This is a genomic window from Chthonobacter albigriseus, assembly GCF_013839445.1.
Classification (GTDB): Bacteria; Pseudomonadota; Alphaproteobacteria; order Rhizobiales; family Pleomorphomonadaceae; genus Chthonobacter; species Chthonobacter albigriseus.
The window spans coordinates 201,778-214,622 of record NZ_JACDIT010000004.1; the positions used below are offsets into that span (position 1 = coordinate 201,778).

11 protein-coding genes are annotated in these 12,845 nt (G+C 65.4%); all 11 read right to left on the reverse strand.

What is annotated here, in order from left to right:
- Nucleotides 1-2 precede the first annotated feature (2 nt).
- The 11 genes from HZ321_RS13215 to gyrA all read right to left on the reverse strand — a co-directional run bounded on the left by HZ321_RS13215 (nucleotide 3) and on the right by gyrA (nucleotide 12,790).
- Nucleotides 3-452 carry a type II toxin-antitoxin system RatA family toxin gene (locus tag HZ321_RS13215; RefSeq protein WP_181702825.1) on the reverse strand — a complete coding sequence of 150 codons (450 nt, stop codon included), beginning with the start codon at nucleotides 450-452 and terminating at the stop codon, nucleotides 3-5.
- Between the two features lie 28 nt (nucleotides 453-480).
- The gene (lipA, locus tag HZ321_RS13220) at nucleotides 481-1,446 is read right to left on the reverse strand and encodes a lipoyl synthase (RefSeq protein WP_181702826.1); all 966 of its coding nucleotides are present in this window, start codon (nucleotides 1,444-1,446) and stop codon (nucleotides 481-483) included.
- Nucleotides 1,447-1,568: 122 nt separating this feature from the next.
- Nucleotides 1,569-1,862, reverse strand: coding sequence for a GlsB/YeaQ/YmgE family stress response membrane protein (locus HZ321_RS13225; RefSeq protein WP_244635847.1), 294 nt, complete (start codon nucleotides 1,860-1,862; stop codon nucleotides 1,569-1,571).
- Between the two features lie 4 nt (nucleotides 1,863-1,866).
- A complete protein-coding gene (locus HZ321_RS13230) occupies nucleotides 1,867-2,889 on the reverse strand; it encodes a methyl-accepting chemotaxis protein (protein WP_280514490.1) in 1,023 nt (340 codons plus the stop codon).
- Between the two features lie 410 nt (nucleotides 2,890-3,299).
- Nucleotides 3,300-4,736: a dihydrolipoyl dehydrogenase gene (lpdA, locus tag HZ321_RS13235; RefSeq protein ID WP_181702828.1), complete on the reverse strand. Its 1,437-nt coding sequence runs from the start codon at nucleotides 4,734-4,736 to the stop codon at nucleotides 3,300-3,302.
- Nucleotides 4,737-4,773: 37 nt separating this feature from the next.
- Nucleotides 4,774-5,262 carry a hypothetical protein gene (locus tag HZ321_RS13240; protein WP_181702829.1) on the reverse strand — a complete coding sequence of 163 codons (489 nt, stop codon included), beginning with the start codon at nucleotides 5,260-5,262 and terminating at the stop codon, nucleotides 4,774-4,776.
- A gap of 143 nt (nucleotides 5,263-5,405) precedes the next feature.
- On the reverse strand, nucleotides 5,406-6,797 hold the full coding sequence (locus tag HZ321_RS13245; RefSeq protein ID WP_181702830.1) for a pyruvate dehydrogenase complex dihydrolipoamide acetyltransferase: 1,392 nt from the start codon (nucleotides 6,795-6,797) through the stop codon (nucleotides 5,406-5,408).
- 13 nt (nucleotides 6,798-6,810) lie between these two features.
- Nucleotides 6,811-8,223: a pyruvate dehydrogenase complex E1 component subunit beta gene (locus HZ321_RS13250; protein WP_181702831.1), complete on the reverse strand. Its 1,413-nt coding sequence runs from the start codon at nucleotides 8,221-8,223 to the stop codon at nucleotides 6,811-6,813.
- A 26-nt stretch (nucleotides 8,224-8,249) separates the two neighbouring features.
- Nucleotides 8,250-9,317 carry a pyruvate dehydrogenase (acetyl-transferring) E1 component subunit alpha gene (gene pdhA / locus HZ321_RS13255; RefSeq protein WP_181702832.1) on the reverse strand — a complete coding sequence of 356 codons (1,068 nt, stop codon included), beginning with the start codon at nucleotides 9,315-9,317 and terminating at the stop codon, nucleotides 8,250-8,252.
- A gap of 128 nt (nucleotides 9,318-9,445) precedes the next feature.
- Nucleotides 9,446-9,925, reverse strand: coding sequence for an FtsB family cell division protein (locus tag HZ321_RS21525; RefSeq protein ID WP_206682782.1), 480 nt, complete (start codon nucleotides 9,923-9,925; stop codon nucleotides 9,446-9,448).
- A gap of 84 nt (nucleotides 9,926-10,009) precedes the next feature.
- On the reverse strand, nucleotides 10,010-12,790 hold the full coding sequence (gyrA, locus tag HZ321_RS13265; protein WP_181702833.1) for a DNA gyrase subunit A: 2,781 nt from the start codon (nucleotides 12,788-12,790) through the stop codon (nucleotides 10,010-10,012).
- Between the last annotated feature and the right edge of the window lie 55 nt (nucleotides 12,791-12,845).

Sequence of the window (12,845 nt, forward strand, 5' to 3'; positions counted from 1 at the left end):
AATCAGCCGTAGACCGCGTCGGCGCGGGCCTCGAACGCTTCGGAGAATTTCCGGAACGCCTTGTCGAACATAGCGCCCATCAGCGCGCCGAGCGTCCGGCTCTTGAACTCGTAGGTGATGGAGAAACCGACGTCGCAGTGCGTGTCGTCGATCGGCCGGAACGACCAGACGTTCTCCAGGTGTCGGAACGGCCCGTCGAGATACTCCACCAGGATTTTCAGATTGGCTCGGTCGAGCGTGACCTTGGAGGTGAAGGTTTCGCGGAACATCGCGTAGGCGACCGTCATGTCGGCGACCAGCACTTCGCGACCGTCGTCCAGCGGCCGCCGCGCCCGCACGACCAGGCTGTCGCAAAGCGGTACGAAGCGCGGATACTTGTCCACGTCGGCAACGAGATCGAACATCTCGGCGGCGGAGTGTCGGACGCGTCGGGTGGTCTCGAAGTGCGGCATGATCCTAACCAGTGAACCGGGTCGACCGTCAGCCCCGGCCGGCCAGCTTGGCCTCGCGCGCGGCTCTGAGCTTGGCGAAATCCTCGCCCGCGTGATGCGACGACCGTGTGAGGGGGCTCGACGACACCATCAGAAAACCCTTCACGTAGGCGATCGTTTCAAACGACTTGAACTCGTCGGGCGTCAGGAAGCGCACGATCGGATGGTGCTTCCGGGTCGGCTGCAGGTACTGGCCGACGGTCAGAAAATCCACATCAGCCGAGCGCAGATCGTCCATCAGCTGCAGGATCTCGTTCCGCTCCTCGCCGAGGCCGACCATGATGCCGGACTTGGTGAACATCGTAGGGTCGAGTTCCTTCACCCGCTGCAGCAGGCGGATGGAATGGAAGTAGCGGGCGCCCGGCCGTACCGTGAGGTATTTCGACGGCACCGTTTCCAGGTTGTGGTTGAACACATCGGGCTTGGCCGCGACGACGATCTCCAGTGCGCCTTCCTTGCGCAGGAAGTCCGGCGTCAGCACCTCGATGGTCGTGGCCGGCGAGCGCCGGCGGATGGCGTGGATGACGTCGGCGAAGTGCTGGGCCCCGCCGTCGGCGAGATCGTCCCGGTCGACAGACGTGATGACCACGTGGGAGAGGCCGAGCTTCTCGACCGCGATTGCCACGTTCTCCGGCTCGTTCGGATCGAGCGCGCCGGGCATCCCGGTCTTCACGTTGCAGAAGGCGCAGGCGCGCGTGCAGGTGTCGCCCATGATCATCATGGTGGCGTGCTTCTTCGACCAGCACTCGCCGATGTTCGGGCAGCCCGCCTCCTCGCACACCGTGACGAGGCCGTTCTCCTTCACGATGCCCTGGGTCTCGCGATAGACCGGCGACCCCGGCGCCTTGACGCGGATCCATTCCGGCTTGCGCAGGACCGGGCTGTCCGGGCGGTTCGCCTTTTCCGGATGACGCGCCTTCGGAGGGTTCTTCACCGTGTCGATGAGCGTGACCATGCCAACCTGTCGTCCTCTGTCAGGCGCCGGATCGGGCGATCGGCGACCGCATCATCCTCAATTGCCCCACCGCCGCCCGTTTCTCAAGGGGGCGCAGAGCATTACGGGGTTGCACGGAACGATCAGCTGCGCTTGAGCGCCCGGTAGAGCACGATCAGGATCACCGCGCCGACCGTGCCGCCGATGATGTTGCCGACCCACCCCACGGCCACCAGGCCGAGGTGACCGCCCAGCCATCCGAAGAAGATCGCCCCGACGACGCCGAGGACAAGGTTGGTCAGGAGACCGTTTCGCGATCCGGTGATGCGGCTTGCAAGCCACCCGGCGATCAATCCGACGATAATGGTTCCGATGAAGCCTACGCCGGCCATGCTGCGCTCCGCCTTGCCGTTGCCGACAGCGTCTGGCGCTGCCATCGCGCTAATTCTGACAGATCACGCCGTACCAGCCCAGACCCCGATAGGTTTCGTATCCTGGTGTCGCGTGGAAAGCCGTGGTTCTGTTGCCCGATGTGACGACGCCGCTGGCGCGCCCCTTCGTGTCGAAGCTGATCCGCTCCTCGAGCACCCCCTGGCCGTCCGAAGAGGCGATGACACGCCGATTGGCATCGACGAGGAGGACGCGGCTGCGCGCCCGCTCTTCCGGCGTGAGCCGCACGCCCTCCACGACCGCGCGTGCCTGCGGCTCCCAGTCGAAATGGATAGCCAGCACGCCGATCGACTTGCCGCGCGCCTCGCCGCGCATCCGGACCGGCGTGGCGTAGGTGGCCACCAGCGCATTGTCGAGCAGCGGTTCGCGCCGCACATCCTCGGCATGGAAGTCGTCGCCGGTCGCCAGCTTGGCGGCCGAGCGGAACCAGCCCGCATCCGCCACATTTCGGCCCTCCACAGCGTATCGGTCGCGCCGGCCGGAGGCGAGGACGGTTCCGTTCATGTCGCAGAGCCAGAGGTCGATGTAGACGGTGTAGGCCCGCAGGATCACAGCGAGCCGCGAGGCGGCGTAGTCGCAGGCGGATGCTTCCGCGCCGCCGGCGCAGTCAACGATCGCCGAGTCTGTTGCCCACCAGCGCACGTCGCAGGTCCGCTCGTAAAGGTTCCGGTCGATGATCTCGATGGCGTTGAGCGACAGGTCGACCAGCCGTTGCCCTTGTGCCGACTGAGCGATTTCGCCGGCCATGGTGGCAAGGGCGTCGATCTCGGCCGCGACCTCCTCCTCCAGCGCCAGGGACAGGCCTTCGACCTCGTCGGAGATGGCGCGCACCTCCTGCGAGACCACGGCGAACCCTCGCCCCAGCTCCCCGGCGCGCGCTGCCTCGATGAGTGCGTTCAGGGCCAGGATACGCATGCGGCGGTTGATCGCGCGGATCTGTCCAACCTTGTTGATGGTCAGATCTCGAGCCGACTGGGACTTATGGGTGATGTTTGAAATGGAAACATCGGTCATCGTTCGGTCCCGCCGCTGAGTCATGCACGCTTCGTACGCGTCTAATTGAGACAAGATTCATTAAACAGAAGTAAATCGACAGCAGTTCAAGCAAATGAGCAAAACTAAAGTCGTGCATCCGAAACACGAAAGAATGCAATCTGCCTGTTTGTTATGCAGAAGCCAACTGATCTAGAACGCTGACTACAACGAGCTGAGTCACTCACAAGATTGGATTATGTTGATATTTATAGTGAGGTGATTTCACCCTAAGTCGCATTGGGTCCGCTGCATGCATCATAGGATGTCAACAACCAGACAGTTGGACGAAGGGGATCCAGGGGCAACGGGCCTGCCTGCCCACGGCCTTCTGGAAAACGAAAGCGGCCGCCGGCAGGTCACCGGCAGCCGCTTTTGCGTGAACCCGAGCCTCAGATGTGGATGGCGCGGCCGTAGGCCGAGAGCACACTCTCGTGCATCATCTCGCTGAGCGTCGGATGCGGGAAGACCGTGTGCATCAAGTCTTCCTCGGTGGTCTCCAGCTGCATGGCGACGACGAAGCCCTGGATGAGTTCGGTGACCTCGGCCCCGACCATGTGCGCACCGAGAAGCTGGCCGGTCTTGGCGTCGAAGATGGTCTTGACCAGACCTTCCGGCTCGCCGAGCGCGATCGCCTTGCCGTTGCCGATGAACGGGAACCGCCCGACCTTGATGTCGAGGCCGGCTTCCTTCGCCTTCTTCTCGGTGAGCCCCACCGAGGCGACCTGCGGGTGGCAGTAGGTGCAGCCCGGGATCTTGGCCTTGTCCATCGGGTGGACGTGCTTGCCGGCGATCCCCTCGACGCAGATGACGCCCTCGTGCTCCGCCTTGTGCGCCAGCATCGGCGGTCCGGCGACGTCGCCGATCGCGTAGATGCCAGGCACGTTGGTCTTGCCGGTGCCATCCGTCACCACGCAGCCGCGGTCCGTCTTCACGCCCAGCGCCTCCAGGCCGAGGCTCTCGATGTTGCCGACCACGCCGACGGCGGAGATGACCCGGTCGACCTTGATCTGCTGCTTGGAGCCGTCCTTCAGCTCCACCGTGGCTGTGACGTCATTCGCGCCCTTGGCGAGCGCCGTCACTTTGGCTTCGAGCATGATCTTGATGCCCTGCTTCTCGAAGCGCTTTTTGGCATGCTCGGCGATCTCGTGATCCTCGACCGGCATCACCTGAGGCATCACCTCGACGACGGTCACCTCGGCGCCCATGGTGCGGTAGAAGCTGGCGAACTCGATGCCGATCGCGCCCGAACCGACCACCAACAGGGACTTCGGCATGAAATCCGGCACCATCGCCTCGAAGTAGGTCCAGACCAGCTTCCCGTCCGGCTCGAGCCCCGGCAGCACGCGCGGGCGCGCGCCGGTGGCGACGATGATGTGCTTGGCCTGGTACTCGCCCGCGCCCAGCGCGCCGCGCGGCGCGGGGTTCGGCTTGCCGTACTCTGTCTCCTTGGGCGGCTCCACCTTCACGGTGCCGACTTTGGGCACAGACGCCCTGCCCCAGATCACGTCCACCTTGTTCTTCTTCAGGAGCCCGCCGACGCCCCCGTTGAGCTGCGCCGACACCCCGCGCGACCGCTTGACGATCGCGGAGGGATCGAAGCTGACGCCCTCGATCTTCAAGCCATAGGCCTCAGCATGGGTGGCGTAGTGGTAGACCTCGGCCGACCGCAGCAACGCCTTCGTCGGGATGCAGCCCCAGTTCAGGCAGATGCCGCCCAGGTGCTTGTTCTCCACGACCGCGGTCTTCAGCCCGAGCTGCGCGGCCCGGATCGCCGCGACATAGCCGCCGGGGCCACCGCCGATGATGATGACGTCGTATTGCGACATGGGGGACGATTTCCTTCCTGACTATGCTTGGTTCGCTTCAGTCGGTGGCCTGCCGGGCCGAGCCGACGCAGTCCTCGTTCATTCCCTTGAACAATTGGTCCGCTTCCTGGAACAGATTGCCCGGTTGGCTTCCGCCAGTGCGCACTGCCTGGAAGGTGGCCTCCAGGGTCTGCGTCAGCTTCGTATACCGGGCACGCGCTTCATCGCCCTGGACGTTGGCAAGAAAGGTCCCGATCGCCCCGAAGCGGCTGATCGCCACCGCAGCCTGCTCGTCTGCCGATGGCAACCCGGAAGGCGCATCAGCCACCCTGTCGCGGAGGATTCCGATCCGCAGCTTGGCCTCGAAGTAGGCTTCGATGACGTCCTTGCAGCCACGGATGTGCTCGCGACGGGCGATGTCCCGCTGCACTGCCTCCAGGTTCCGCGTCTGCACATAGCCCTGGTACATCGCCGTCGCCAGCGAGAAACAGGCGATGCCGATCGAGAGGAGAGCAACGGGCGAAGGGCGGGACGACGGGCCGGACATGGCGGATCACCGCCGACCGGATCGAGATGCCGCACCGAGATACCCGTGCCTCCCCATCCCAGAACCCTCTTCCGAGAACGCCCGCCGGACCGCCCTGTTTGGCGAAAGGCCCGATCCGGCAGCCGGAGCGGACCTTCCGTGTTTCACACGAGCATCGAGAACGGCTTTTCGATCAGCCCTTTGAACGCCTGCGCCACCTGAGCGCCGAGCGCGCCGTCGACCGCGCGGTGATCGGTGGAGAGCGTGACGCTCATCACCGTCGCAACCGCCAGCTGACCGTTCTTGACGACGGCCCGCTGCTCGCCCGCGCCGACCGCCAGGATCGTCGCGTGCGGCGGGTTGATGACGGCCGCGAAGTCCTTCACCCCGAACATGCCGAGGTTGGACACCGCCGTGGTGCCGCCCTGGTATTCCTCGGGCTTCAGCTTGCGGTCCTTGGCGCGCTTGGCCAGATCCTTGATCTCGTTGGAGATCACCGAGATCGGCTTGGTCTCCGCCTTGCGGATGATCGGCGTGATCAGCCCGCCCGGGATGGACACCGCGACGCCCACGTCCGCGAACTTGTGGCGGAGCATGCCGCCGTCCGTCCAGGACACGTTGGCGTCCGGCACGGCCTTCAACGCCATCGCCCAGGCCTTCACCACCAGGTCGTTGACCGAGAGCTTGTAGGTCGGCTTGCCGTCCACCGTCGGCGCGGCATCGTTGAGCTGGCTGCGGAGCGCGAGCAGCGCGTCGAGCTCGATGTCGAGCGTCAGGTAGAAGTGCGGCACCGTCTGCTTGGACTCGGTGAGCCGCCGCGCGATGGTCTTGCGCATGCCGTCGTGCGGGACGACGTCGTAAGTGCCAGACTCGAACAGCTTCAACACCTGTTCGTCGGACGGACCCGCCGGCGCGGCGGTCGGCTTCGGAGCCTCAGCGGCCTTGGCAGCGGGAGCCGAACCCGTCGCTGCGGCCGGCCTGGCCGCGCCCGGTTGCGCCTTCTCCACATCGCGGAGGATGATGCGGCCGTGCGGTCCGGAACCCAGGATATCGGCGAGATTGACGCCCTTGTCCTTGGCGATGCGCCGGGCGAGCGGCGAGGCGAACACGCGCCCACCGTCAGCGGACGAAGCGGCCGGAGCCGGGGCGGCCGGGGCCTGCGAGGCTGCGACCGGCGCGGGCGCCGCCGCGCCGTAGCCGCCACCCTCGGGAGCCTTCGGCGCGGGGTTCTCGACCTTGGTCGCGCCGTTGCCGGCCGATGCGGCGGGAGCCGCCGGCTTGCCGCCTCCGGCGGCCGCAGCCGCGACGTCCTCGCCCTCGGCGGCGAGCAGCGCGATCACGTCGTTCACCGCCACGTCCTGCGTGCCTTCCGGCACCAGGATCTTGGCGACGGTACCCTCGTCGACCGCCTCGACCTCCATGGTGGCCTTGTCGGTCTCGATCTCGGCGATCACGTCGCCGGACTTCACCTTGTCGCCTTCCTTGACGGCCCACTTGGCCAGATTGCCCTTCTCCATCGTGGGAGAGAGCGCCGGCATCAGGATCTGAATCGGCATGGTTCCCTCCCCCTCAAGCGGTGTAGGTGACGGCCTTCACGGCCTCGATGACCTCGGCGACGCTGGGCAGCGCCAGCTTTTCCAGGTTTGCCGCATAGGGCATCGGCACGTCCTTGCCGGTGACCCGGATGACCGGGGCGTCGAGGTAGTCGAACGCATTGGCCATCAGCTGGGCGACGATTTCTGCGCCCACGCCGGACTGCGGGAAGCCTTCCTCGACGGTGACGCAGCGCCCTGTCTTCTTGACCGATGCCACGATCGCCGGGACGTCCATCGGCCGGATGGTCCTGAGGTCGATGATCTCCGCGTCGATGCCCATGCCGGCGAGTTCGTCAGCCGCCTTGGTGGCGTAAGTCATGCCGATGCCGAAGGAGACGATCGTCACGTCCTTGCCCTTGCGGTGGATGCGCGCCTTTCCGATCGGCAGCACGAGGTCGTCGACCTTGGGCACCTGGAACGACTGTCCGTAAAGGATCTCGTTCTCCAGGAACACCACCGGGTTCGGATCGCGAATTGCAGCCTTGAGCAGGCCCTTGGCATCCGCCGCCGAGTAGGGCTGGACGACCTTCAGGCCGGGGATCTGGCTGTACCAGGCGGCATAGTCCTGGCTGTGCTGGGCACCGACGCGGGCCGCCGCGCCGTTCGGACCACGGAACACGATCGGGCACCCCATCTGCCCGCCGGACATGTAGAGCGTCTTGGCGGCGGAGTTGATGATGTGGTCGATCGCCTGCATGGCGAAGTTGAAGGTCATGAACTCCACGATCGGCCGCAGGCCCGAGAAGGCCGCGCCGACGCCGAGGCCCGCAAAGCCATGCTCGGTGATCGGAGTATCGATCACCCGGTCCGCGCTGAACTCCTGCAAGAGGCCCTGGGTGATCTTGTAGGCGCCCTGGTACTCGGCAACCTCCTCGCCCATGACGAAGACTGTCGGATCGCGCCGCATCTCCTCCGCCATGGCGTCCCGGAGCGCCTCGCGCACCGTCATGGAGACGTATTCCACGTCGGCCGGCAGGTCCGGATCGGACAGCGGCTCGCTCACCGGCTGCGCCGGCACGCCCGAGACGGTCTTGGCGGTGTTGTCGGGAACCGCGGGCTTCTCGCCCTGCTCCGGCGCGGCCGCGGACTTCGGCGTCGACGCGGTGGCGGCGCTGCCCTCCTTCGGCCCGCCGACAGCGGCTTCGCCGTCTCCGGAGATCTTGGCGATCGGCGTGTTCACCTTCACGCCTTCGGTGCCCTCGGCGACCAGGATCTCGCTCAGCGTCCCCTCGTCGACCGCCTCCACTTCCATGGTGGCCTTGTCGGTCTCGATCTCGGCGATCACGTCGCCGGACTTGACCGTGTCGCCTACCTTCTTGACCCACTTGGCCAGCTTGCCCTCTTCCATCGTCGGCGAAAGGGCCGGCATCAGAATGTCGATCGGCATTGGTGCGTTTCCTGAAAGGGACGGGATCAGAGCAGGATGTCGGTATAGAGCTCGGACACGTCCGGCTCCGGATCGTAGGTCGCGAACTCCGCAGCCTCCGCCACGACGGCACGCACGTCCTTGTCGATGTCCTTCAGCTCGTCCTCGCTCGACCAGCCGCGCTCCAGGAGCCGCGCCCGAACCTGCTCGATCGGGTCGTGCTCGGTGCGCATCCGCGTCACCTCGTCCTTGGACCGGTACTTGGCCGGATCGGACATGGAGTGACCGCGGTAGCGGTAGGTCTGCATTTCCAGGATATAGGGCCCCTTGCCCTCGCGGCACCACTGCACCGCCCGCTCGCCGGCCGCCTTGACGGCGCGGACGTCCATGCCGTCCACCTGCTCGCCGGGGATGTTGAACGAAACGCCGCGCTTGGAGAAGTCGGTCTGCGCGGAAGCGCGGGAGACCGCCGTGCCCATGGCGTAGCGGTTGTTCTCGATGATGTAGACCACCGGCAGCTTCCAGAGCTCCGCCATGTTGAAGCTCTCGTAGACCTGCCCTTGGTTGGCGGCGCCGTCACCGAAGTAGGTGAGCGAGACCCGGTCGTTCTTGCGGTATTTGTTGGCGAAGGCGAGCCCCGTGCCGAGCGACACCTGCGCGCCGACGATGCCGTGCCCGCCGAAGAACTGCTTCTCCCGGCTGAACATGTGCATCGAGCCGCCCTTGCCCTTGGAGTAGCCTCCGCGGCGGCCAGTCAACTCGGCCATCACGCCCTTGGCATCCATCCCGCAGGCCAGCATGTGGCCGTGGTCGCGGTAGCCTGTGATCACCTGATCCTCGCCTTCGCGGATGCACATCTGCATGCCGACGACGACAGCTTCCTGGCCGATGTAGAGATGGCAGAAGCCGCCGATCAGGCCCATGCCGTACATCTGGCCGGCCTTCTCCTCGAAGCGGCGGATGAGGAGCATGTCGCGATAGGCCTGGATCTCCTCGTCTTTCGAGAGATCCGCGATCTGGGGATTGTCGGTCGTTCTGGGGGTCTTGGTGCGGGCCTTGTCGGCGGATTGGGCCGAGGCGCTGCTGCGCTTCTCGGTCGTGGGTCGCACGGCCATGTGGATCCTCCCATTGGTTCGTCACCGAGGAGGACGGAAAGCCATCGGCCCTTCGAAGTCAATGACGGATTGCCGCATGTCCTATGCGGTTCCTGCATTTCTGACATGCAAATGAACTTGAAGTCAGTTCATTGGGTCGGGTTAACTGGATTATTGTTATTCTGCAGTGCAACATCGTGGCTGCGCATGATCACCAGGTCATTGGGGTGAACCATCGACAGCGTTTCACGTGCACGCTCGTCCACCATGTCCTGGTCCAGACTGCCCGGACGCAGGAGCGAGACCCGCGTCTCCACCTCCTGCCGCTTGGTCTTCAGGTGGGCCAGTTCACTCTCCAGCTGTACCGTCTGGTTCTCCAGACGTTGCCGGCCGACGATCCCGTACTCGCCATGGAAGGCGTGATAGGCGAAATAGCCCAGGAACATGGCCGTCAGGGTCGGCAGCACCAGCCGGCGGACCTTGGAGGGGCGATACTGTCGGGTGATCATGAAGACGCAACGACTTCCGGCAAGGAACGCAACACGAGACTGCGATGCGGCAAGTGTGCGGGCGTCATGGTAAAGGCGAGGTGAACGACGGAGGCGCGGCGCGCCGCTCGGGCCGACCATGCCCGCTTTCCCATCGGAACGAGGCACACGAAAACGGCCGGGTCTCCCCGGCCGCTTCAAGTTCGCTCCAGTCCGCGAGACGGATCAGCCCCCGCCGCCCTCGCCCTCGATCGGATCGATCTCCTCGTCCGCGCCGAGGTCGGCGATGTGCTCGACGCTGACCACCTTCTCGCCGTCCGCGGTGTTGAAGATGCGAACGCCCTTGGAGGCACGCGACACCATGCGGACCTGGTCCACCGGTACGCGGATCACCTGGCCGCCGTCGGAGACCAGCATGATTTGGTCGGTGGACTCAACCGGGAATGCGGCGACCAGGCGGCCGATCTCCTTCAACTTGGTCTGGTCGGTGGCCTTGATGCCCTTGCCGCCGCGGCCGGAGGTGCGGAACTCGAACGACGACGAGCGCTTGCCGTAGCCCCGTTCGGTGGCCGTCAGCAGGAACTGTTCGGCCGCACTCATTTCCGCGTAGCGTTCGGTGGAGAACTCGGTCATATCCGCGCTCTCCTCCGCCTCGTCGGCCTCGACGGCGACTTCCTCGACCTCGCCCTCCGCGTCCTCGCCGGTCGCCCGACGGAATGCTGCCGCCTGCTTCAGGTAGGCCGTGCGCTCGGCGGGACTGGCCTCGAAGTGCCGCAGGATTGTCATCGAGATGAGCTCGTCGCCATCGCCCAGCGCAATGCCGCGGACGCCGGTGGAGTCGCGGCCCTTGAACACGCGCACGTCCGGGACCGGGAAGCGGATGCACTGGCCGAGCGCGGTCACCAGCAGGAAGTCGTCGTTCTCCGTGCAGGTCTCGACGCCGACGATCCCGTCGCCCTCGTCGTCGAGCTTCATCGCAATCTTGCCGTTGCGATTCACGTTCGTGAAGTCGCTCAGCTTGTTGCGCCGCACGGTTCCATGCCGTGTGGCGAACACCACGTCGAGATCGCCCCAGGTACCCTCGTCCTCCGGCAGCGCCAGGATGGAGGTGATGCGCTCGCCGTCCTGCAGCGGCAGGAGGTTCTTGATGAACTTGCCTCGGCTCTGCGGATTACCGATCGGCAGCCGCCAGACCTTCAGCTTGTAGGCGATGCCACGCGACGAGAAGAACAACACCGGCGTGTGCGTGTTGGCAATGAAGAGGCGGGTGACGAAATCCTCCTCCTTCGTCGCCATGCCGGAACGGCCTTTGCCGCCGCGGTTCTGCGCCCGGTAGAGCGACAGCGGCACGCGCTTGATGTAGCCCTCGTGCGACACGGTCACGACCATGTCCTCGCGGGCGATCAGGTCCTCGTCCTCCATGTCAGCGTCGCTGTCGAGGATCTCGGTGCGGCGCGGCGTGGAGAAGGCTGTCTTGATGTCGTTCAGCTCGCCCCGGATGATATCCAGGATACGACCGCGGGAGCCCAGGATATCGAGGTAGTCCTTGATCTCCTCGGCTAGCTTGTTCAGCTCGTCGGCGATCTCGTCCCGTCCGAGCGCGGTCAGGCGCTGCAGGCGCAGGTCCAAGATGGCGCGAGCCTGCTCCTCGGACAGGTTGTAGGTGCCATCCTCGTTGACCGTATGGCGCGGGTCGTCGATCAGGCGGATCAGCGCCTCGACGTCCTTCGCCGGCCAGCGCCGCGTCATCAGCTGCTCGCGCGCGGTCGCCGGATCCGGCGCGTTGCGGATCAGGGCGATCACCTCGTCGATGTTGGCGACGGCGATCGCCAGACCCACCAACACGTGCGCACGATCACGCGCCTTGTTGAGCAGGAAGCGGGTGCGCCGCATCACCACCGACTCGCGGAACGAGACGAAGGCGACGAGCACGTCCTTAAGCGTCATCAGTTCCGGCCGGCCGCCGTTCAGCGCCACCATGTTGACGCCGAACGAGGTCTGCAGCGGCGAGAACCGGTAGAGCTGGTTCAGGATGACGTCGGCCACCGCATCGCGCTTCAGCTCGATCACCACGCGCATGCCGTCGCGGTCGGATTCATCGCGCAGGTCCGAGATGCCTTCGATCCGCTTGTCGCGGACGAGTTCCGCGATCTTCTCCACCATGGTGGACTTGTTCACCTGGTAGGGAATCTCGTGGATGATGATCGCTTCGCGATCCTTGCGGATCTGCTCGACGGTCACCCGCCCCCGCATGACGACGGAGCCGCGCCCGGTGAGATAGGCCTGGCGGATGCCCGAGCGGCCGAGGATGTGCGCGCCGGTCGGAAAATCCGGCCCCGGCACGATCTCCATCAGGTCCTCGATCTCGACATCAGGCTGATCGATGACCCGGATCGTGGCGTCGATGATCTCGCCGAGATTGTGCGGCGGGATGTTGGTCGCCATGCCGACGGCGATGCCGCCAGCCCCGTTGACGAGCAGGTTCGGAAAGCGCGCCGGCAGCACCGACGGTTCGCGCTCCGAGTTGTCGTAGTTCGGCGTGAAGTCGACCGTGTCCTTGTCGAGGTCATCGGTCAGCGAGTTCGTCACCCGCTCCAGCCTCACCTCGGTGTAGCGCATCGCCGCCGGGGGATCGCCGTCGACCGAACCGAAGTTGCCCTGCCCGTCCACCAGCGGAAGCCGCATCGAGAAGGGCTGCGCCATACGCACCAAGGCGTCGTAGATCGATTGGTCGCCGTGCGGATGGTACTTACCGATCACGTCGCCGACGACGCGGGCGGACTTGCGGTAGGGCCGGTTCCACTCGTAGCCGTTCTCGTGCATCGAATAGAGGATGCGCCGGTGAACGGGCTTCAGGCCGTCCCGCACGTCGGGAAGGGCGCGGCTCACGATCACGCTCATCGCGTAGTCGAGATAGCTGCGCTTCATCTCTTCGATGATCGAGATCGGCTTGATGTCGGGCGGCGTGGCGCCGCCCCCGGTGGGTCGCTTGGTCTCGTCGGCCAATTCCAGGCTCTTTCGCTGGTTCCGTGAAGACCTTCTCTAGCCGATTCCGCGGGCG